The sequence below is a fragment of the Campylobacter concisus genome (genome assembly GCF_003048835.2).
Classification (GTDB): Bacteria; Campylobacterota; Campylobacteria; order Campylobacterales; family Campylobacteraceae; genus Campylobacter_A; species Campylobacter_A concisus_D.
The window spans coordinates 314,039-334,980 of record NZ_CP060705.1; the positions used below are offsets into that span (position 1 = coordinate 314,039).

The following is a 20,942-nucleotide window of genomic DNA, read 5'->3' on the forward strand; positions in this document are numbered from 1 at the left end:
ATAGCAACGATCGCTGCGGTGGTCGTTGTTAGTTTGTTTGGCATATTTTTGGTTAATAAATTTAAAGGATAAAAATAGTGGTAACTTTAAAAGAAGCTTTGAAATTTTCAGCTGAAGAGATAAAAAATTTAAGAGCCGAGCTTGAGGCGAAGATCATAAAAGAAAAAGAGCTTGGTGCTTATGTCGAGCAGCTAGCAAATTTAGAGATAGCAAAACTAGGCGAGGGCGTGCCTATCGCTATAAAAGACAACATCCAAGTAAAAGGCTGGAACGTAACAAGTGCCTCAAAAATTTTACAAGGCTACGTAGCACCTTATAACGCAACTGTCATCGAAAAGCTACTTGGTAAAAATTTAGCTCCATTTGGCCGCACAAATATGGACGAATTTGCGATGGGAAGCACGACTGAGAGCTCATTTTACGGCAAAACACTAAATCCACTAAATCACGCTCACGTCCCAGGTGGCAGTAGCGGTGGCTCAGCAGCAGCAGTCGCAGCTGGCCTTGCAGTCGCAGCACTTGGTAGCGATACCGGTGGCTCGATCCGCCAGCCAGCAGCATTTTGCGGATGTGTAGGACTTAAGCCAACTTACGGCAGAGTGAGCAGATACGGCCTTGGCGCCTACTCAAGCAGCCTTGATCAGATAGGACCTATCGCTCAAAACGTAGAAGACGCAGCCATTTTATATGACGCGATCGCTGGACACGATCCAAAAGATAGCACGAGCTCAGATGTGCCATTTGTTAGCGTAAGCGACAAGATAGATGGCAACAAAAAGCTAAAAATTTGTGTCATCAAAAACTACGTAGAAAACGCAAGCGAGCAGACAAAAGCTGCTTTAAATTTAGCTATCGAAAAGCTAAAATCACACGGACACAGCGTAACTTACACAAATTTTGAAGACTCAAAATATGACGTCGCAGCCTACTACATCATCGCAACCGCAGAGGCAAGCGCAAATTTAAGCCGCTACGATGGCGTGAGATATGGCAGACGCGCGGATGCTAAAAATTTAAAAGAGCTATATGTAAATTCACGCTCAGAAGGCTTTGGCGAAGAGGTAAAAAGAAGAATTTTGCTTGGTACATTTGTGCTAAGTAGCGGATACTACGATGCTTACTACATCAAAGCGCAAAAAGCAAGAGCGCATATAAAAGCTCAGTATGAGAAAATTTTAGAAGAAAATGATCTCATCTTCATGCCAGTTGCTCCAAGCACAGCTTATAAATTTGGAGCACACAGCGATCCGCTTCAAGCCTACCTAAGCGACATTTACACGATCAGCGTAAATTTAGCAGGCCTGCCAGCTATCTCTGTGCCAGTTGGCAAAGATGATCAAAATTTAAACGTGAGCGCCCAGCTCATCGCAAAAGCGTGGGACGAACAGACCTTGATAAATGGTGCTAAGAGCCTAGAAAATTTAATAAAAGGATAAAAATATGAAGATAGTAAAGAGAGCTTTAACATTTGAGGATGTGCTTCTTGTGCCGCAATACTCTGAAATTTTGCCAAAGCAAGTTGATGTAAAAACAAGGATCAGCAAAAATGTCACGCTAAATATCCCGATAGTCTCTGCTGCGATGGATACGGTGACTGAGCATAGAACTGCTATCATGATGGCAAGGCTCGGCGGTATCGGTGTCATTCACAAAAATATGGACGTCGAAAGCCAAGCAAAAGAGGTCAAACGCGTTAAAAAAAGCGAAAGTGGCGTCATCATCGATCCTATCTTTATAAATCCAGAAGCAACCGTGGCTGAAGCTCTAAGCCTTATGTCAGATCTTCATATTTCAGGCGTTCCAGTCATCGATAAAGACCGCAAGCTAATAGGAATTTTAACAAACCGCGATTTGAGATTTGAGACAAATATGAGCACTTTGGTAAAAGACCGCATGACAAAAGCACCGCTTATCACTGCACCAAAGGGCTGCACGCTTGATGATGCGGAGAAAATTTTCTCTCAAAATAGAGTTGAGAAGTTACCTATCGTCGATAAAGACGGCAGACTTGACGGACTTATCACTATAAAAGATCTAAAAAAACGCAAAGAGTATCCAAACGCAAACAAAGATAGCTACGGCAGACTTCGCGTGGCTGCGGCTATTGGCGTGGGTCAGATAGACCGCGCTAAAGCGCTAGTTGATGCTGGCGTAGATGTCATCGTCATCGACTCAGCTCACGGCCACTCAAAGGGCATCATCGACACTTTAAAAGAGGTAAAAGTAAATTTTAATGTCGATGTCGTAGCTGGCAATATCGCAAACCCAGCAGCCGTAAAAGACCTAGCAGAAGCAGGCGCAGACGGCATAAAAGTGGGCATCGGACCAGGATCTATTTGTACCACAAGGATCGTTGCTGGTGTTGGCGTGCCTCAAATTTCAGCGATTGACGACTGCGCAAGAGAAGCAGCAAAATACGGCATCCCAGTTATCGCTGATGGTGGTTTAAAATACTCAGGCGACGTGGCAAAAGCCCTTGCAGCAGGTGCAGCTTGCGTTATGGCAGGTAGCTTGCTTGCAGGTTGCGAAGAGAGCCCAGGCGAGCTTATAACATTCCAAGGTCGCCAGTATAAAGTATATCGCGGTATGGGATCGATCGGCGCTATGACAAAGGGCAGCTCGGACCGCTACTTCCAAGAGGGCACCGCTCAAGATAAGCTTGTGCCTGAAGGTATTGAGGGCCGTGTGCCATTTGCTGGCAGCATAAAAGATGTGATACATCAGCTAATAGGCGGCCTAAGAAGTGCTATGGGTTATGTCGGCGCAAAAGATATCCCAACTCTTCAAGAAAGAGCCGAATTTGTCGAGATAACAAGCGCAGGACTAAAAGAGAGCCACGTCCACGACGTAGTTATCACTCACGAGGCACCAAACTATAAAGTTAATTAGTGTTAAATCTGCAAACTAGAACTATTAAATTTAACGAGCCACTCTATCTTGAGAGTGGCCGTATGCTATCAAATTTCAAGCTTATTTATGAGACTTACGGCACGCTAAATGCTGATAAAAGCAACGTTATCGTGATCTGTCACGCCCTAACTGGCTCACACCACGCAGCTGGCACATACGCAGGCGATGAGAAAGCTGGCTGGTGGGACGGGCTAATAGGCAGCAAAAAGGCGGTCGATACCGATAAATTTTACGTTATTTGCGTAAATATCCTAGGCTCGTGTTTTGGCTCGACCTCGCCGCTAAGTGTTGATAGAAGTAGCGGCAAAGAGTATAGGCTAAATTTCCCAGTCCTTGCCATAAGTGACGTGGTAAAGGCGCAGATGAGGCTATTTAGCGAGCTTGGCATCACAAGGGCAAGAGCCGTGATAGGCGGCAGTCTTGGCGGTATGCAAGCCCTTTGCTACGCTATCGAGTTTCCAGAATTTGCGCAAGATATCATAATGCTTGCAAGCACCTATCAGACTAAGCCTTGGGCGATAGCGTTTAATAAAATCGCCATTGAAGCTATTTTAAACGATGAAAATTTCAAAAACGGCGAATACGACGTGGAATTTATAAGAAAAAATGGGCTAAAAGGCATGGCTTACGGCAGGATGGCAGGGCACATCAGCTTCTTAAGCCCTGATAGCATGGATAAAAAATTTGGACGCAACTACGTCGAAACTGACGGCCTTTACGATCTTTTTGGACATTTTCAGGTAGATCGCTACATGGAGTATAACGGCTACAACTTCCCAAAGAGGTTTGACCCGCTAAGCTACCTATATATCGTAAAGATGATGAATATCTTTGACTGCACAAGGCACTACGATAGCCTAAAAGACGCACTTGCGCCGATCAAAGCAAATCTGCATCTAATCGCTTTCAAAGGTGATCTACTCTTTCCGCCAAGCTGCATGAGAGAAATTTATGACGCACTTTGCGAGATGGGCAGAGGCGCAAAGACAAATTTTATAGAGATAGATAGCAACTACGGCCATGACGCCTTTTTGGTCGAGATAGAAAAATTTGATGGATATATAAAAAATATATTAAAAGGATAGAAAATGGAGCAAAAAGAGCAAAGTTTTGAAGAGAAATTAGCCCTTGCTGATAAAATTTTAAACGATCTAAATAAAGATGATGTTAGCTTAGAAAACAGCATAAAGCTGCACGAGCAGGGCAAAAAGCTCTTAAATGAAGCAAGAGAAATTTTAGAAAACGCAAAACTTAGCATAAAGCAGGTGGATGATGAGTAAAATTTGCGCCCTTCAGCTACCAACGCAGCCTTTAAGCGAGGCGAGGCTTGATTATTACCTTAAAATTTGCGCTGATGAAAACGCAAGGCTGGTTGTCCTTGGCGAATACGTGCTAAATAGCTTCTTTAAAGAGCTTGCCACCATGCCAAAAAGCCTCATAAAAGAGCAGAGTGAGCGCAAAAAAGAGGCACTCTTTGCGATGGCAAAAAAGTATGATCTAAACATCATCGCACCTATCATAAATTTAAAAGGCAAGGAGATTTTTAAGAGCCTAGCTAAATTTAGTCCAACTCAAGTAAAGCTATATGATCAGCAGATCCTCATGCCTTATGCGCACTGGAACGAGGCGAAGTTTTTTAGCAATACAAGCGAGGAGCTAAATTTACCTATCTTTACATACGATAAATTTAAGGTTGGTGTCATGTTTGGCTTCGAGGCGCATTTTGATGTGTGCTGGGCGTATATGAGCGCTAAAAAGGTCGATATCGTGCTTGTGCCAACGGCTTGCACGTTTTTCTCGCAGGCGCGCTGGGAGGAGCTTTTAAAGGTTAGAGCCTTTACAAACAACCTCTATGTGCTTCGCGTAAATCGCGTGGGAAGCCACAAGAGCGAGGATGAGCAGTGGAGTTTTTACGGCGACTCGATGCTTATTAGCCCATTTGGTGAGGTTAAGAACAGGCTTGGCAAAAATGAAGAGATGATGATCGATGAGCTTAGTAAAAAGGAGCTTAGCGAGGCTAGAAGCACCTGGGGCTTTATGCAGATAGAGGCTAAATTTAAAAGATGAAACGCTGCGTCTGGGCGGATAAGAGCGAGTTTAGCAAGAGCTATCACGACTGTGAGTGGGGCAGGACGGTCAAAGATGATAAGAAATTCTTTGAAATGCTCATTTTAGAGGGCTTTCAAGCAGGCCTTAGCTGGGACTATGTGCTACGAAAAAGAGCTGGGCTTGCTCAAATTTTAGACGGCTTTGATGCAAAAAAGATCGCTAGCTATGACGAGGCAAAGCTTCAAAGCCTTTTAAGCGATGATAGAGCGATCAAAAACCGCCTCAAAATTTACTCTTTGCCAAAAAATGCCAAGGCTTTTTTAGGGCTTTGCGCCGAGTTTGGCTCGTTTTATAACTACATCTATAAATTTACAAATGGCAAGCGCGTGATAAATGACATAAAAAGCGCTAAGGACATGCCAACAAGTAGCGAGCTCTCGCTGCGCATCTCAAAAGATATGAAAAAGCGTGGCTTTAAATTTGTAGGCGCTGTGATCATCTACTCATTTTTACAAGGCGTTGGCGTCATCGATGATCACGAAAATGAGTGCTTTTGCAAAGGAATTTCGGAGTGAAATTTGAAACGAAGTGACGTTGAAAAATATATAAAAGAGAAATTTGACATTTTAGGTGAGCAAATTTTCCCAAAGTATCCAAAATTTAGTGTATTTCGTCACAAGGAAAACAAGAAGTGGTTTGCGTTACTTATGCAGATAAGCGCTAGCAAGCTAGGTCTTAGAAGTGATGAGATGATTGAAGTTTTAAATCTAAAATGCAGTCCAGATCTAGCGATGGTGCTAGTTGATGAGCGGCAAATTTTTAAAGCATATCACATGAATAAAAAACACTGGATAAGCGTAAATTTAAATTCCAAAATCTCACAAAAAACCGTTTTTGACCTGATAGAAGAGAGCTTTAGCTTAAGCAAATAAAAGCCATTTTTCAGCCTTAAATTTAGTAGTTTTTGTTAAAATCACGAAAAACTTAAGGATAAAATTTGCAAGAGCTAAACAACGAGATCAAAAAAGTCCATTTCATAGGCATCGGCGGTATCGGCATCTCAGCCATCGCTAGATTTTTACACGAAAAAGGCCATAAGATAAGCGGTAGCGACATCAAAGAGAGCAAGACGACGCTAGAGCTAAAAGATGAAGGCATCGAGGTCATCACGCCGCACTGCAAAGAGGCGATAAAAGACCAAGACTTCGTGGTTTATTCAGCCGCGATAAAAGAAGACAACATCGAGCTAGTGGAGGCCAGAAACAAGGGCATAAAGTGCTTTTCAAGAAAAGAAATTTTGCCTTATGTGCTTGAAGATAAGTGCGTTTTCGCAGTGGCTGGCGCACACGGCAAAAGTACGACTTCAGCGATGCTAGCAAGCCTTATTGAAGGCTCAGTCATCATCGGCGCCATTTCAAAGCAGTTTGGCTCAAATATGCGCTACGCCAAAAGCGATAACGTCGTATTTGAGGCTGATGAGAGCGATTCTAGCTTTCTAAACTCAAACCCATATCTAGCCATCGTGACAAACGCAGAGCCAGAGCATATGGAGCACTACGATTATGATCTAGCTAAATTTTACGCAGCATACAAGGGCTTTTTGGAGCGCGCAAAGGTTAGAGTGATAAACGCTGAGGACGAGTTTTTAAGCACGCTTAAGCTTGATGCGATCAGACTTTACCCAAGCAGTGATATCACCGAGCTTACGATGGTTGTAAGAGACTATCAGCCATACACCAGCTTTAACCTTAAAAATTTAGGCAAATTTGAAGCCTTTGGCATGGGCGAGCACATCGCCATAGATGCATCTTTGGCTATTCTAGCTGCGATGCACGAGACGCCGCTTAAAGACATAAGAGAAAATTTACTAAATTTTAAAGGCATCAAAAAGCGTTTTGACATACTTAGTGCAAACAAAAATTTTGTCCTTATTGACGACTACGCACACCATCCAACCGAGATAAAAGCGACGTTAAAATCAGTCTTTGAATACGCAAAAATTTTAGGCATAAATAGCGTCACAGCGATATTTCAGCCACACCGCTACACAAGGCTTAGCACAAATTTACCTGGCTTTAAAGAGTGCTTTAAGGGCGTTGATGAGCTTGTTATCTTGCCAGTTTATGCAGCCGGAGAAAATCCGATCGAAGTTGATATGAAGAGCGAATTTAGCGAGTATAACCCGATCTTTACCGATAAGGTCGAGAGGGTTGAAGAGGGGATAGAATTTACAGATGAATTTGGTGTGAAAAACCGCCTAAGTGACGGCATCGTAGTTGGCTTTGGAGCGGGCGATATCAGCGTGCAACTAAGAGGCGGATATTAATGGATCTAAGTAGTTTCAAGCCTCAAGATGAAAATGAAATTTTAAAAGAGATAAAAGAAAAAGAGCTAAGCGAGAATGAAATTTCTAGCCTTATAAATTTAGGTAAAAAAGATATCTTGATAGCCCTTGCAAGGTCGCAAAAGCTAAATAGCGCTCAGATAAAAGATATGCTGCCAAATGCCCCGTATCTGGCCGTTTGCTTGCTGGTTGAAAAGCAAGATATCAGCGAGGTTAGAGCTGAAATTTTAGAAAAGATCAAGCCTCATGCAGAGCTTTACAAAGAGCTCATCGCAAAGTATAAAGGCGTAAAATGGTAAGAAATTTGATAATAATCGCCGGCGTGATGCTGCTTTTTGGAGCGATCTGGGCGATAAAAGATGAAAAGATCAGCAAAAGCATAAAAGTGCTCGTTAGCGCAGTGCTTGTAGTGATCCTTGTTTGCGTCTATTTTTACGAGGAGAATTTATCCAAAAACGAGGACGCCATATCAAAGCTAGTGACTGACTTTAAGCAGGGTAAAGTGCTAAAATGCGGCGATCACAACGTCAGTAATAAGAAATTTAACTACGAATTTGGCACGGCGTCATTTTTACCAAAGCGAGAATTTAGTGATCTTTCAGGCGTCATCGTGCCTATAACGAGCTGCGAGCAATGAACGATATCTTTGCAAAGCTCGATCTAGGCGAGTATCTGGATAAATTTAACTCCTTTTTAGCAAGGCAAAAACCGCTATTTTTACAAGGCGACAGCAAAATTCACTTTGAAAACATTAGCGAGCTTTCAAAGTATGATTTTAAGGCGCCTGACGAGATAAAAGAGCTTGATGACGCGCTTATGAGACTTAGCAAGCAAGCAGTGCTTCACATCAGTGAAATTTACGAGTTTGCAAAGATTATTAAGTATTTTTCATATCTAAAAAAGCAAAAATTTGAAGGTAGGCTTGGCGAGTGGATCGCTAAAGTTGAAATTCCTGAAGCGATGAGTCAGATGGCAAACAGCTTTGATGAAAACGGCGAGTTTAGCGACAGCGTGGACGAGAGATTTTACGCGATAAAGCAGGCTTTTAGCGAGAAAAAGCGCCAGATCGACGCCGAGCTTAAAAAGCTCATCTACTCAAAGCACATCACGCCCTATCTAGTCGATACCCAGACGCACTATATCAACTCGCAAGAGGCACTTTTGGTGCGCGGCGGCTTTAATCACGCCCTAAAAGGCACCGTGATCGCTAGAAGCTCAGGTGGCTACTTCTACGTCGCACCTGCAAGCACCGAGCGCCTAAAAAAGGAGCAAAGCGAGCTGCTTGATAGAAAAGAGGAGATCATTTTTGAGCACTGTAAGAAATTTAGCCTGCAGATGAGCAAGAGCCTGCTCTTTTTGAAATTTATAAATAACGCTTTTGATCAGTTTGACGCATATCAGGCTCGTGTAAATTTGGCTAGGTCACGTGACTATGAGTTTGTTTTACCAAATAGCTCACACGTTATCAAGCTTGAGAAATTTGCCCATCCAGCGCTAAAAAACCCAAAGAGCGTGAGTGTGGATTTTAGTAAAAAAGTGCTTTTAATAACTGGCGTAAATGCTGGCGGTAAGTCGATGCTTTTAAAATCAATCATCTCAGCCACGCTGCTTGCAAAGTATCTGCTGCCTATGCGTATTGACGCAAACCGCTCAAGCATCGGCTCTTTTAAAGAATTTGACGCGATCATAGAAGATCCGCAAAGCGTGAAAAACGACATCTCGACCTTTGCTGGCAGGATGGTGCATTTTGCAAAGCTTTTTACTAAAAAATCGATCATCATCGGCATCGACGAGATCGAGCTTGGCACCGATTTTGAGGAGGCTGCGAGCTTATATGGCGTCATGATAGAGCGCCTCATCACTCAAGATATCAAAATGATCATCACGACCCACCACAAGCGCCTTGCGATGTTGCTAGCTAAAAATCCAGAGGTTGAGCTAGTGGCGGCACTTTACGACGAGGCGGCTCAAAGGCCTAAATTTGAGTTTTTAAAAGGCACGATCGGCAAGTCTTATGCCTTTGAAACGGCGGCAAGATACGGTATATCTCAAAATTTAGTGGCGCAGGCAAAGAAAATTTACGGCGAAGATAAAGAGAATTTAAACGAGATCATCACTAAGACGCTAAATTTACAAACCAAGCTTGATGAGGGGATAAAAGAGGTCACGGCAAAAGAGGAGCGGCTGGAGCGCTTGCTTGAGGAGCAAAAAGAGCTAAAAGAGAGAAATGAGATCAAGCTAAATGCGACTATTTCGCGCCTTGAAAAAGAGTATTATGAAGCGATAAATGCGGCAAAAGCTGTTATAAATTTCAAGGACATTAAAGACAAGCAAAGAGCGCTAAACGTGGCAAATGAAAAAAAAGCTGCCATCGTTAAGCCTAAAAAAACTGAGCGCGAGAGCCTAAAAGTAGGCGATAGAGTGAAATATGAAAATATAAAAGGCACGGTTTTAAGCATCTCTAAAAATGACGCAATGATCGAGTCAAATGGCATAAATTTGCGTGTACCACTTGAGCTTTTAAGAAAAAATGGCAACGAGGTAGTCTTGCCTAAAAAAGGCGGCGTAAGTTTAAGTGTCGATAAGCCAAAAACGGCCTCGCTCTCGCTTGATCTGCACGGCATGAGAGCTGACGAGGCGATAGCTAAGCTTGATAAATTTATCTCAGATAGTCTTGTTATGGGATTTGACGAGGTTAGCGTATTTCACGGTATCGGCACTGGTAAGCTCGCCTTTGCTGTTAAAAATTTCTTAAAAGAGCATCCAAGCGTGAAAGAATTTCACGATGCACCGGCAAATCAAGGCGGATACGGTGCAAAGATCGTTAAGCTTTGAGCTAAATTTTTAATTAAAAAATGAAAGAAAATTTTTATTTAGCTTGGATATAATCCAGTAGAAAAATTTAAATTTAAGAAAGGAAGTTTAAACTTTATGCCAGGCGACGAATCGCAAAAAAAGCACTTTAGTATGGTTAAAACCGTCACTTTGGTCGTGGTTTTGCTTTTTGCATTTTTCTTAACTGAAAATTTAACGATCTACTCGTATAAATACAACAACGCACTTTCTACAAACAACTTTGATCTCAAAAAAAAGACCGAGTACCTAACACATCAATATGTAAATTATCTTAAAAATATAAGTAAATTTAATATTATAGATTTTCAAAATTATATAACCGATAACGCTGTTGGCGATGTCTTTTTGCTAAAAGAAAATGGCAAAAACGGCTTTAAGATAGAGGCCTCTTCAGACAAAAGCCTCGTAAATAAAGACTACGAAGACAAGAGCTGTGGCGACATCTATTCGCATGATTTTCAAAAGGATTATTTCTGGGCTGAAATTTTGCCAGAAAACAGCGCCAAAGTATGTATGTTTGTCGCCGTGAACGACTATATTTTAGGCTTTAAAGCGCATATAGATCAAAGGATAACTGGCACTAGCGATCCATTTTATTTTCAGTGGCTGATGAAAAACATGACTCTTACTTTGATCTTAAGCTCGATCGGTCTATTTTTAGGGCTTGCGGTCTGTCTTTGGTTTGTATTTAAGTATCTAAACATCAAATTTGACTATCTAAAAGTAAAAGAAGAGAGCACTATTAAGATCGCTGAACTAAAAGAGAGGCTATACATCGATCCGATGACTGGACTTTTTAACAAGGCAGCACTCATAAAAGATGTGAGCGAGTATAAATATCCAAAAGTGATACTTATGGATATCGATGATTTTGGCAAGATGAACGACTACTACGGCAAATACGTGTGTGACCAGATACTAAAACAGATGGCAAATCTCATCAAAGAATTTGCAAAAAATGAGAATATGAAGGCTTATTGTATCGAGGCAGACAGGTTTGCTTTGGTTGAAGACAATAACGACTTTATCGACAGATACGAAGAGCTTGCTGAAAATTTACTAGATATCTTTAAAGGCAGGATGCTTAGCATAAAAGATGAAAATGGCGTAGAGGTTGATGATATAGAAATTCACAACACTATAGGCTTTGCGCTTGATAGCGACCAGACCTTAAGAAAGGCAACTATCGCGCTAAAATCAGCCAAAACTCTTGATAAAGACTATGTTTGCTACTTTAAAGGACTAAGTCAAAAAGATGAATACGCAAATCAGATCGAGCGCTCAAAGCTGATCCAAAACGCTACGATAAATGATAACATTGTGCCGTATTTTCAGCCGATATTTGACGAGAAAAAGATCCCTATAAAGTATGAATGCTTGATAAGAATTTTAGACCGCGACGACGTCATCTCGCCAAGCGTATTTTTGGATATCTCAAAGCGTATTAAGCGTTATGCAGACCTTGAAAAACAGCTCATTAAAAAGTGCTTTGAGCACCTCACTGAAGATCCAAATTTGGTTCTTTCTATAAATTTAAGCAGCCGAGATATGATAGATGGCGACGTTAGCGCACTTGTTTTAAATTTACTAAATAAGCACAATGTCGCTGGCAGGATAGTCTTTGAGATAGTTGAAGACGAGGAGCTAAAGAGTGCTGAGCGCGTCTCAGTCTTTATCGAGCGAGCAAAGAGCATGGGCGCTATGATAGCGATCGATGACTTTGGCTCTGGCTACTCAAATTTCTCTTACATCATAAAGATCAAGCCAGACTACGTGAAGATCGATGGCTCTATCATCAAAGATATCGATATCAATAAAGACTCATACGCCATCGCAAGCGCGATCGTGGCATTTGCAAAGGATCTTGGCATAAAAACGATCGCAGAGTATGTTCATTCTAAAGAAATCTTTAACGTCTGTAAGGAGATAGGCATCGACGAATTCCAGGGATTTTACTTGGGAATTCCTTCTAAAAAGGCGTTTTAGTGGTAGTTGGCTTTTTAAAAGAGCTTTTAAGCTTTCGCTCTATCACGCCAGATGATGCAGGCAGTTTGGAGTTCATCGCCAAATTTTTGCCTGATTTTGAAGCTAAATTTATAGAAAAAAACGGCACTAAAAATCTCATACTTTCTAAAATTTATGGAGACGGCGAGCATCTAGCTTTTGCAGGACACGTCGATGTCGTGCCACCAGGCGATGGCTGGGATAGCGAGCCATTTAGCCCACTTGAAAAAGATGGCTACATCCATGCAAGGGGTGCTCAGGATATGAAAAGCGGCGTGGCTGCCTTTGTTTGTGCTGCTAAAGATGCAAAATTTAATGGCAAACTAAGCCTCATCTTAACAAGCGATGAAGAGGGCGATGGCACTTATGGCACGCCTTTGGCACTTGAATATCTGCGTGAGATAGGGGATCTGCCCAAATTTTGCGTCGTGGCTGAGCCAACTTGCGATAAGAAATTTGGCGATAGCATAAAGGTCGGCAGACGTGGCTCGATAAATGGCAAGATCGTGATAAAGGGCGTTCAAGGCCACGTGGCATACCCAGAAAAGTGCCTAAATCCAGTAAATTTGATAGCTCCACTTTTAACTAAGATAGCTGACCATGATATGGACGGAGGGAGCGAGTTTTTTAGCCCAAGCAAGATCGTGGTTACGGACATTCGTGGTGGCATGCAGGTTTGCAACGTCACGCCAAGCGAGCTTAACATAATGTTTAACGTTAGAAACTCAAATTTAACTGACGCAAATAACGTTGAGAGCTATCTTAGAGGTGTTTTAAAGGGCCTAGACTACGAGCTTAGCATAAAGCAAAGCTCAAAGAGATTTTTAACAAATAAAGATAGCAAGATCGTAAGAAATTTAATGGCCTCTGTCACAAAGATCACCGGCGTAGTGCCACTTTTAAACACAAAAGGCGGCACGAGCGACGCTAGGCACTTTTCTGAGTTTGGCGTAGATGCGATAGAATTTGGCGTCATAAACGACCGCATACACGCTAAAAACGAACGAGTGAGCCTTGATGAAGTAAATAAACTTTATGAAGTTTTTAAAGACCTTATAGAAAATTTCAAAAAATAATATTTGCAAATTTTCACTACACTAAAAATAAAAACATAAACATTTTTCTAAGATAGTTTTTTAGCCGGTTATGTTAAATTTCTATTGGAATTTTTAAAAATAAAATCTACAAAGGTTTACTATGAATAGCTCAAAAGTAGATATTGAAAAAAGACTAGAAGAAATACTAAAACGCAAAGTTGGCACATGTATTGTTTTGGATGGTGAATGGGGCGTAGGAAAAACAACTTTTTGGAAAAATTTTTCTAATGAAAAATTTAAGGAAAATTCTGTTTATGTCTCTTTATTTGGCAAGGAAAGTATCCAAGAAATAAAGCAAGAGATAGGAATACAAATTTATCAAAGAAATAAATATATTAAAGAAATAGAAAAATCTAAAGCAGATCAAATATTTAATTTGGCAATGCCTAATTTAGGTTCAGCATTAATAGGGTGTATATCATTTTTTAAAAAAGAGGATTTTAAGGATACTGTAATTTGCTTTGACGACTTCGAAAGAATCTCTGATAAATTAAATTTAAAAGATATTTTTGGATTGATTTCAGAATATAAAGAGCAACAAAACTGTCATATAGTTATGATCTTAAATAGATCAAAAATGACCACTTTTGCCAAAAATAATCAAAATGAGTGCGGTGAAGATCTTGAAGATCAAGAGTCTGAAAGTAATATTCAAGAAGATAAGAATAAAATAGAACTAGAAAAAATTTTATCAGAATATAAAGATAAAATCATGGATTATGAATTTTATTATAATCCAACTCCCGAAGAATCTTTTAGTATCGTATCAAGCGAGCTAAAGGAAGTTTATCGAGATGTAGCATCGCAGTATTTCGCAAAACACGACATAAATAATATTAGAGTTATGAGGCGAGCTATAAATGCATTAAATGATTATTATAAATATTTGGAGGATGTAGAAGAAAATCATAAAAAAACAAGGGAATGTATTTTGATGTTTATATTAGGGATATCTGTTATAAACTCCATGAATTCTCTAGGTAAACTTGAACAATTTTTTGGTATAAGAAATTTTTACGGTGAGTTGGAAGATATATACGGTTTATTTAAAAATAAAGGATGTCTCAGTAATATAGACGCACTAATATTTTCTAAAGATGTAGATTACCATCAATTAAGTTTAAATATATTTTCTTATGTAAGAAGATCGATTATAGATGTTAATGAATTTAAGAAGATAGTTGGAAGGCTAATAGAGAGGGAGCAATTTGAAGAAGTAAAAAATAGCATTATAAATGAATACTTTAATGGTATATATGATTTGCAATATAAAAATTCTGACTTTACAAATAACCTTTTTGGTTATCTAGAAAAAAATAAGAAAAGAATATTAGATATAGTAGAATTTGATTCTTTTTTATTGTATATAGAGAAACTAGGAGAATTTGACAAAAAGCATAAAGAAAAATATCGTAAATTTGCTATCGAAGTATTATTAAAACATTTAAAATCTATATTTGATAATAAACAATATGAATATTTTGATACAGAGATTATCAATAAAATGAATGGCTTTGATGACCAAATTAAAGATTTATACAATGAGCTTATGTATGAAAAAGAGTTTTTTAAAATATATACTGCAGAAGGCATAATAGAAAATATTCTCATGAGTAAGAGCCCAATACCAGAAGTATTGTCATCTAAAATAAAGAGTGAAGACTTAGAAAAATATTGCTATGCGAATAAAGATTTTGTATATAGTGCAGTGAAATTTTTACACCCTGATAGGCATCCAGAAGCCAAAAAGCTTAAAAATAAAATTCTAGGTGTATTTGAGAACATATCTAAAAATGGCAATGAAAGCCAAAGGCGTAAAATGGGGTTAATTTTGGAGTATTTAAATAATAAGGATTGCTAAAAATAGTTTTGTTTAAAAACTAAACTCATGATTATTATAGGATGAAATTTAGCCACCAAAGATGGCTAAATTTGAAGTTATCTTAGAATTTGAATTTTTGCTTTTGCGCGGAGTTTTTCGAAGTAATCACTCATTAATTTTTCTTGCTCACCTTGGTAAAGCTCGTTTATAACGTTATCTTTTACATCAGCAAAGCTTGGTGTGTATGAGCCGATCTTCTCTTTTACCAAAAACATATCAAAGCTATCAGGTCCTTGCAAAGGCTGTGTATAGTCGCCGTTATTCGTGCTTGAGATGATCGCAGCAAGTCTTGGATCTATGCTTTGATAGTCCAAACTGACCTCTTGTGTTTGCACACCGTCTAGTAGCTTTGGACTTGTCTTTTGAGCTTCAAGCAGATCAGGGTCTTTTGCTCTATAAACTACGACTCTAGCGGTGCTAAAGACCTTAAATTTGTCTGGATTAGCGTCAAAATACGCCTTTGCTTTTTGCTCGTTTATGTTTTTGCCAGCCTCAGCAGCTATGCTTTTATAGAGCTTTTCTTGAAGCATCTTGTGCTCTAGGTTGTTTTTAAAGTCCAAAAAGTCCATGCCTTGAGCTTGGATAGAGCTTCTAAACTGCGAATTTGTCATGCCATTTTGCTTTGCGATCGCCTCGATCCTGTCGTTTAGCTCAAAAGGTGTCACGCTTAAATTTAAGTTTTTTATCTGCGCATCTTCAAGCCTATCTCTGATAAGCAAATTTAAAGCGTCCTGCTCTGTTGTCTTTAGCTGTTCTTTCAAGCTATAAACCTCGTAAAGCGTGATAGGCTCGTTCTCCACGATAGCTGCGATGCCGTTTATCATCTGAGCTGAATATAAATTTAAGGCACTTAACACGCCAGCAGCCAAAAAGAGCAATTTTTTCATAATGAAACCTTTATTTAAGTATTTAGTAAATATAATTTTGGGCAATTATAACATAAAAATAAGGCACAAAATGATAGTTACTAGATTTGCTCCGTCGCCTACTGGATACCTACACATAGGCGGACTTAGGACAGCTCTTTATAATTATTTATACGCAAGAGCTAACAATGGAAAATTTTTGCTCCGCATCGAAGATACTGACTTAAAACGAAACTCAGAAGAAGCCACACAAGCCATAAAAGAGGCATTTGCCTGGTGCAAGCTAGATCACGACGGCGAAGTGACATATCAGTCAAAGAGGTTTGATCTTTACAAAGAGTATGTTAAAAAGCTGCTTGATGAGGGCAAAGCCTACAAATGCTACATGAGCAAAGAGGAGCTTGAGGAGCTTAGAGCCAGCCAAGAGGCTAGAAAAGAGCGCCCAAAATATGATAATAGATATAGAGACTTTACTGGCACACCTCCAGCTGGCATCGAGCCAGTTATCCGTATAAAAGCCCCACTTAGCGGCGAGATCGTCATACATGATGGTATAAAAGGCGAGGTTAAATTTAAGGTTGAAGATATCTTAGACGATTTCATCATCGCAAGAAGCGACGGCACGCCAACATATAACTTCACAGTCGTGATAGATGACGCGCTAATGGGCGTAACAGACGTTATTCGCGGCGATGATCACCTCTCAAATACCCCAAAACAGATCGTTCTTTACGAGGCGCTTGGCTTTAAAACGCCTAAATTTTACCACGTCGCTATGATAAACGGCGAGGACGGCAAAAAGCTTAGCAAAAGGCACGGCGCGACTGACGTTATGGAGTATAAAAAGATGGGCTACTTGCCTGAAGCGCTCTTAAATTTTCTCGTTCGTCTTGGCTGGAGTCACGGCGATGATGAGATTTTTACTATTGAGGATATGCTCAAATACTTTAATCCAAACGATATCAACAAAAGCTCAAGCACCTACAACGCCCAAAAGCTTGACTGGCTAAATTCTCATTACATCAAGACCTTGCCTTACGAGAGACTAGCGCACGATATGCTCGAGTTTGGCGTGGATTTTAAGGCTTTGGTAAAGGGCGAGCTACTGCTAAATTCACTCCGTGAGAGATCAAAGACACTAATTGAAATGGCAAACAGCGCAAATGCGATCATCAACGCTCCAAAAAGCTATGACGAGAAAGCTTGGGCTAAATTTATAAATGAAGATAGCAAAGAAATTTTGGCGAAATTTGCTCAAATTTTAGACCGCGACCTTGACGCAAAGGGATACGAGGAGCTAACTAATAAATTTTTAGAACAAAACGGCTTAAAACTAAAAGACCTGGCTCAAGCCTTGAGGATAGCGCTAACTGGCTCAAGCGTGAGCCCAAGTATCTTTGAAGTGCTTGAAGTAGTAGGCAGTAACGAGATCAAAAACAGAATACAAAATTTATTAAAGGAAGAGAAATGACACATGTAACTAAAGAAGAGGCACTAAACTACCACATCGGCGGTAAGATCGAGATCAAGGTAAAGACACCTTGCGAGACTTCAAGAGATCTTTCAATGGCCTATACACCAGGCGTTGCTGAGCCATGCCGTGAGATAAATGCAGACACTGAGCTAGCTTATAAATATACAAATAAAGCAAATTTAGTAGCTGTCATCACTGATGGCACGGCTGTTCTTGGACTTGGTGACATCGGCGCTATCGCTGGTAAGCCAGTTATGGAGGGCAAGGCGGTGCTATTTAAGAAATTTGCAAACGTTGATGCCTTTGACATCGAGCTAGACGAGCATGATCCTGATAAGATCGTTGAAATTTGCAAGGCTCTAGCTCCTACATTTGGCGGTATAAATTTAGAAGATATCCGCGCTCCAAAGTGCTTTGAGATCGAGCGCAAACTACAAGAAGCAGTCGATATCCCTGTAATGCACGACGATCAACACGGCACAGCGATGATAACAAGTGCTGGCATTATAAATGCGATGGAAATTTCTGGCAAAGATATATCTAAGATAAAGATCGTAGTTAGTGGCGCAGGTGCAGCTGGCATAGCATGCGCGAAGATGTATAAAGCACTTGGTGCAAAACACATCGTGATGATAGATAGCAAAGGCGTCATCCACTCAAAAAGAACAGACCTAACTCCAGAGAAGGTTGAATTTGCGCTTGAGACTGAGGATAGGACACTAGCTGATGCGATGAAAGGTGCTGATATGTTTTTAGGTCTTTCAAAGCCTGGCGTTGTGACAAAAGAGATGGTAGCGTCAATGAACAAAGAGCCTATCATCTTTGCTTTGGCAAACCCAGTGCCTGAAATTTTCCCAGAGGACGTCGTAGCTGTAAGAGATGATGTTATGATGGGCACAGGCAGAAGCGACTATCCTAACCAAGTAAATAACGTTTTGGGCTTCCCTTTTATCTTTAGAGGTGCGCTTGATGTTAGAGCTAAAAAGATCACTGAAAATATGAAAATGGCTGCAGCTAAAGCGCTTGCACAGCTTGCAAAAGAGCCAGTGCCAGCTGAAGTTTTAAAAGCAAGTGGCGTTAGCGAGCTAAAATTTGGTAAAGAGTACATCATTCCAAAACCATTTGATAAGCGTGTGCTAACAGCGGTCGCTCCAGCAGTTGCAAAAGCTGCAGTTGAAGATGGCGTAGCGAGAGTAAAAGATTTTGATGTTGAGGCTTACAAAGCAAAACTTGCAAAAGGTTTTTAATTAAATTTAGCCCAAATTTGGGCTAAATTCTTCTCTTGGCATTTTGTAAAATATAAACCTTGTAAAAACAGTAAATTTAAGGACAAAAAATGCAAAACGTGAAGCTCATCTCACACCCATTGATCGAGCATAAATTAACAATCTTACGTGATAAAAACACCCAACCTTTTCAGTTTCGCATGCTAGTTGATGAGATCAGCTATCTTATGATCTTTGAGGCGACTAGAAATTTAAAGGTAAAAGATGTCAAAGTCCAAACACCAGTTGCGGTGGCAGACGCAAAAAGGCTCACTACAAAGGTGATGATATGCCCTATTTTAAGGGCTGCTCTTGGCATGCTTGATAGCGTCTTTACCATCATACCAGATGCGAGCGTTGGCTTTTTGGGCTTTCAGCGAAACGAGGAGACAGCGCAGGCTGAGTTTTTCTACGCAAAGCTTCCAAAAGACGCAAAAGAGCGCATGGCTATCATCATCGACCCTATGTTTGCGACTGGTGGCACGGCGATAGACGCAGTTAAGTTCTTGCGTGAAAAGGGCGTTAAAGAGATCAAATTTATCTCTATCATCGCTGCACCTGAAGGGTTAAAGAGATTTAGCGAAATTTACCCAGACGTCGAGGTCTATACGGCATCGATCGATGAGAAATTAAACGAGAAAAACTACATCGTTCCAGGCCTTGGTGACGCTGGCGATAGAGTTTTTAATACACTTTAAGGGCAAAATTTGAACAAAAGACTTTTTCCAGCCTTAGTCGCCTTTGTCATTGCCATCATCGTGGGCACCTTCTTTTTTTCAAAAGAGGGCGGCGAGGCAAACAAAAACGCTCAAATTTTACTTGAGCAGCTAAACAAAGAGGGGCAAAAGAGCCAGAGCCTTGCAGAAAATGGCTCATACACCTCAAAAGATGAGGTCGCACTTTATATCTATAAATTTAACAAGCTGCCAAAGAATTTCATAACTAAAAAAGAGGCACTTGAACTTGGCTGGGACGCAAAAAGCGGAAATTTATGGCAGGTAAGTGGCGGCAAAAGCATCGGTGGAGATAGATTTTCAAACCGAGAAAAGAGGCTGCCTGAGGCTGATGGTAGAAAGTGGTTTGAGTGCGATGTGAATTATAATGGCGGCAGGCGTGGCGCTGAGAGAATTTTATATTCAAACGACGGACTTATCTACTATACGCCTGATCACTACGAGCATTTTTACCTGCTTTATGAGAAGAGGATGCAATGAAAATCGTGATCTTGGATGCTAAAAAAATGCTCGAAAAAGAGAAGATGCATGAGTATTTTGCAAAGAAATTTGACCTGCCAGAGTACTACGGCAGAAATTTAGACGCGCTCTTTGACTGTCTTTGCGAGATAAATGAGACAACGCTTATAAAGCTAAAAAACGAAGATGCCCTAGAAGCGGGGCTAAAAGAGAGCTTGGTAGCGCTATTTTTGGACGTTTGTTCGGAAAATGAAATGGTTAAATTTGAGCTTGTAAAAGATAAAAAATGATATTTGGAAAGATTGATTATCTAAATTTACTCCCATTTCACGTTTTTTTAAAATCAGCCCCACTAAGCTCTCAGATAAAAAAGGCGATCGAGTTTAAAAAGGGTGTGCCAAGCAAGCTAAATAGAGCCCTAGATGCCAGAAAGATCGACGCTGCGGTGATCTCAAGCATAGCTAGTAAAAAGGCAAATTTAAAGAAACTAAATTTTGGAATAGTCGCCAAAAAAGATGTAAAAAGCGTGCTTGTTCGCAAAAACTCAGATATGAAATTTGACCCAGCCTCAGCCAGCTCAAATGCCTTAGCCAAGGTGCTTAATCTAAATGGCGAGGTGATCATAGGTGACCGCGCGCTAAAAGCCTATCTAAGCGAGGGCAAAGAGTGCTTTTACGACCTTGGTCAAATTTGGCACGAAAAGACAAATTTGCCATTTGTTTTTGGTAGATTTTCTTACGTAAAAAACGGCTCGTTTTACAAAAGGCTGGTTGCAAACTTTTTGCAAAAAAATGTCAAAATCCCAAACTATATCTTGGCCAAGTATTCTAAAAGTCGCAGCATAAGCGAGCAAGATATCAAGTGGTATCTTAAATTTATAAGCTACAAAATAGGCCCAAAAGAGCAAAAATCACTCCGCAAATTTTTTAAAGAGCATAGGTTTTTAAGAGAGGCAAAGTAAGTTAAATTTACTAGCATTATTTCTTTGCTATATTTTACCTC

The 20,942-nt window shown here is 40.3% G+C and carries 21 protein-coding genes; 20 read left to right on the plus strand and 1 reads right to left on the minus strand.

The features are described 5' to 3' along the window. Positions 1–77 precede the first annotated feature (77 nt). The 14 genes from gatA to CVT08_RS01615 all read left to right on the plus strand — a co-directional run bounded on the left by gatA (position 78) and on the right by CVT08_RS01615 (position 15,121). Positions 78–1,436, plus strand: coding sequence for an Asp-tRNA(Asn)/Glu-tRNA(Gln) amidotransferase subunit GatA (gene gatA, locus CVT08_RS01550; RefSeq protein WP_107856473.1), 1,359 nt, complete (start codon positions 78–80; stop codon positions 1,434–1,436). A gap of 4 nt (positions 1,437–1,440) precedes the next feature. Beyond that, positions 1,441–2,889, plus strand: a complete 1,449-nt coding sequence (gene guaB, locus CVT08_RS01555) for an IMP dehydrogenase (RefSeq protein ID WP_107856472.1) — start codon at positions 1,441–1,443, stop codon at positions 2,887–2,889. Beyond that, positions 2,889–3,995: a homoserine O-acetyltransferase MetX gene (metX, locus tag CVT08_RS01560; protein ID WP_107856471.1), complete on the plus strand. Its 1,107-nt coding sequence runs from the start codon at positions 2,889–2,891 to the stop codon at positions 3,993–3,995. The genes guaB and metX overlap by 1 nt, the downstream gene beginning before the upstream one ends. A 3-nt stretch (positions 3,996–3,998) precedes the next feature. Next, positions 3,999–4,190, plus strand: a complete 192-nt coding sequence (gene xseB / locus CVT08_RS01565) for an exodeoxyribonuclease VII small subunit (RefSeq protein ID WP_004317712.1) — start codon at positions 3,999–4,001, stop codon at positions 4,188–4,190. After that, the gene (locus CVT08_RS01570; RefSeq protein WP_107856507.1) at positions 4,183–4,977 is read left to right on the plus strand and encodes a carbon-nitrogen hydrolase family protein; all 795 of its coding nucleotides are present in this window, start codon (positions 4,183–4,185) and stop codon (positions 4,975–4,977) included. The genes xseB and CVT08_RS01570 overlap by 8 nt, the downstream gene beginning before the upstream one ends. Beyond that, complete coding sequence (locus CVT08_RS01575; protein WP_107856470.1) at positions 4,974–5,534, plus strand: DNA-3-methyladenine glycosylase I; 561 nt, start codon at positions 4,974–4,976, stop codon at positions 5,532–5,534. The genes CVT08_RS01570 and CVT08_RS01575 overlap by 4 nt, the downstream gene beginning before the upstream one ends. Before the next feature lie 3 nt (positions 5,535–5,537). Next, positions 5,538–5,891 (plus strand): MmcQ/YjbR family DNA-binding protein, encoded by a 354-nt coding sequence (locus CVT08_RS01580; RefSeq protein ID WP_107856469.1) that lies wholly within the window; start codon positions 5,538–5,540, stop codon positions 5,889–5,891. Between the two features lie 86 nt (positions 5,892–5,977). Continuing rightward, positions 5,978–7,285, plus strand: coding sequence for a UDP-N-acetylmuramate--L-alanine ligase (gene murC / locus CVT08_RS01585; protein WP_103610676.1), 1,308 nt, complete (start codon positions 5,978–5,980; stop codon positions 7,283–7,285). Beyond that, a complete protein-coding gene (locus CVT08_RS01590) occupies positions 7,285–7,602 on the plus strand; it encodes a hypothetical protein (RefSeq protein WP_107856468.1) in 318 nt (105 codons plus the stop codon). Before murC ends, CVT08_RS01590 begins: the two co-directional genes overlap by 1 nt. Continuing rightward, positions 7,596–7,940 (plus strand): hypothetical protein, encoded by a 345-nt coding sequence (locus tag CVT08_RS01595; RefSeq protein WP_107856467.1) that lies wholly within the window; start codon positions 7,596–7,598, stop codon positions 7,938–7,940. The genes CVT08_RS01590 and CVT08_RS01595 overlap by 7 nt, the downstream gene beginning before the upstream one ends. Then, entirely contained in the window at positions 7,937–10,138 is a 2,202-nt protein-coding gene (locus tag CVT08_RS01600; protein WP_196381013.1) for an endonuclease MutS2, read from the plus strand. The genes CVT08_RS01595 and CVT08_RS01600 overlap by 4 nt, the downstream gene beginning before the upstream one ends. A 96-nt stretch (positions 10,139–10,234) precedes the next feature. Beyond that, positions 10,235–12,145, plus strand: coding sequence for an EAL domain-containing protein (locus CVT08_RS01605; protein WP_107856465.1), 1,911 nt, complete (start codon positions 10,235–10,237; stop codon positions 12,143–12,145). Next, positions 12,145–13,239 (plus strand): succinyl-diaminopimelate desuccinylase, encoded by a 1,095-nt coding sequence (gene dapE / locus CVT08_RS01610; protein WP_107856464.1) that lies wholly within the window; start codon positions 12,145–12,147, stop codon positions 13,237–13,239. Before CVT08_RS01605 ends, dapE begins: the two co-directional genes overlap by 1 nt. 121 nt (positions 13,240–13,360) lie before the next feature. Then, on the plus strand, positions 13,361–15,121 hold the full coding sequence (locus CVT08_RS01615; RefSeq protein ID WP_107860953.1) for a P-loop NTPase fold protein: 1,761 nt from the start codon (positions 13,361–13,363) through the stop codon (positions 15,119–15,121). 77 nt (positions 15,122–15,198) lie between these two features. Here the strand turns inward: CVT08_RS01615 and CVT08_RS01620 are convergent, their stop codons facing one another. Then, on the minus strand, positions 15,199–16,029 hold the full coding sequence (locus tag CVT08_RS01620) for a peptidylprolyl isomerase (protein WP_021084537.1): 831 nt from the start codon (positions 16,027–16,029) through the stop codon (positions 15,199–15,201). A gap of 70 nt (positions 16,030–16,099) precedes the next feature. On the opposite strand from CVT08_RS01620, the gene gltX reads away from it, so the two are divergent. From gltX to CVT08_RS01650, 6 genes are all read left to right on the plus strand, one after another. Beyond that, the gene (gltX, locus tag CVT08_RS01625) at positions 16,100–17,479 is read left to right on the plus strand and encodes a glutamate--tRNA ligase (RefSeq protein WP_107856610.1); all 1,380 of its coding nucleotides are present in this window, start codon (positions 16,100–16,102) and stop codon (positions 17,477–17,479) included. Next, the gene (locus CVT08_RS01630; RefSeq protein WP_107850015.1) at positions 17,476–18,729 is read left to right on the plus strand and encodes a malic enzyme-like NAD(P)-binding protein; all 1,254 of its coding nucleotides are present in this window, start codon (positions 17,476–17,478) and stop codon (positions 18,727–18,729) included. The genes gltX and CVT08_RS01630 overlap by 4 nt, the downstream gene beginning before the upstream one ends. Positions 18,730–18,818: 89 nt before the next feature. Then, a complete protein-coding gene (gene upp, locus CVT08_RS01635) occupies positions 18,819–19,445 on the plus strand; it encodes a uracil phosphoribosyltransferase (RefSeq protein WP_004317747.1) in 627 nt (208 codons plus the stop codon). 9 nt (positions 19,446–19,454) lie between these two features. Beyond that, positions 19,455–19,961: a ribonuclease domain-containing protein gene (locus tag CVT08_RS01640; RefSeq protein ID WP_103616425.1), complete on the plus strand. Its 507-nt coding sequence runs from the start codon at positions 19,455–19,457 to the stop codon at positions 19,959–19,961. Further along, positions 19,958–20,230 (plus strand): barstar family protein, encoded by a 273-nt coding sequence (locus CVT08_RS01645; RefSeq protein ID WP_103611673.1) that lies wholly within the window; start codon positions 19,958–19,960, stop codon positions 20,228–20,230. Before CVT08_RS01640 ends, CVT08_RS01645 begins: the two co-directional genes overlap by 4 nt. Continuing rightward, entirely contained in the window at positions 20,227–20,901 is a 675-nt protein-coding gene (locus CVT08_RS01650) for an MqnA/MqnD/SBP family protein (RefSeq protein ID WP_107856611.1), read from the plus strand. Before CVT08_RS01645 ends, CVT08_RS01650 begins: the two co-directional genes overlap by 4 nt. Positions 20,902–20,942: the final 41 nt, after the last annotated feature.

Coding starts and splice junctions, on each gene's coding strand:
- CVT08_RS01575 (WP_107856470.1), top strand. CDS start 4,974: ATGAAACGCTGCGTCTGGGCGGATAAGAGCGAGTTTAGCAAGAGCTAT.
- CVT08_RS01570 (WP_107856507.1), top strand. CDS start 4,183: ATGAGTAAAATTTGCGCCCTTCAGCTACCAACGCAGCCTTTAAGCGAG.
- upp (WP_004317747.1), top strand. CDS start 18,819: ATGCAAAACGTGAAGCTCATCTCACACCCATTGATCGAGCATAAATTA.
- CVT08_RS01595 (WP_107856467.1), top strand. CDS start 7,596: ATGGTAAGAAATTTGATAATAATCGCCGGCGTGATGCTGCTTTTTGGA.
- guaB (WP_107856472.1), top strand. CDS start 1,441: ATGAAGATAGTAAAGAGAGCTTTAACATTTGAGGATGTGCTTCTTGTG.
- xseB (WP_004317712.1), top strand. CDS start 3,999: ATGGAGCAAAAAGAGCAAAGTTTTGAAGAGAAATTAGCCCTTGCTGAT.
- CVT08_RS01650 (WP_107856611.1), top strand. CDS start 20,227: ATGATATTTGGAAAGATTGATTATCTAAATTTACTCCCATTTCACGTT.
- CVT08_RS01645 (WP_103611673.1), top strand. CDS start 19,958: ATGAAAATCGTGATCTTGGATGCTAAAAAAATGCTCGAAAAAGAGAAG.
- gltX (WP_107856610.1), top strand. CDS start 16,100: ATGATAGTTACTAGATTTGCTCCGTCGCCTACTGGATACCTACACATA.
- CVT08_RS01600 (WP_196381013.1), top strand. CDS start 7,937: ATGAACGATATCTTTGCAAAGCTCGATCTAGGCGAGTATCTGGATAAA.
- CVT08_RS01630 (WP_107850015.1), top strand. CDS start 17,476: ATGACACATGTAACTAAAGAAGAGGCACTAAACTACCACATCGGCGGT.
- CVT08_RS01620 (WP_021084537.1), bottom strand. CDS start 16,029: ATGAAAAAATTGCTCTTTTTGGCTGCTGGCGTGTTAAGTGCCTTAAAT.
- CVT08_RS01590 (WP_107856468.1), top strand. CDS start 7,285: ATGGATCTAAGTAGTTTCAAGCCTCAAGATGAAAATGAAATTTTAAAA.
- CVT08_RS01605 (WP_107856465.1), top strand. CDS start 10,235: ATGCCAGGCGACGAATCGCAAAAAAAGCACTTTAGTATGGTTAAAACC.
- CVT08_RS01615 (WP_107860953.1), top strand. CDS start 13,361: ATGAATAGCTCAAAAGTAGATATTGAAAAAAGACTAGAAGAAATACTA.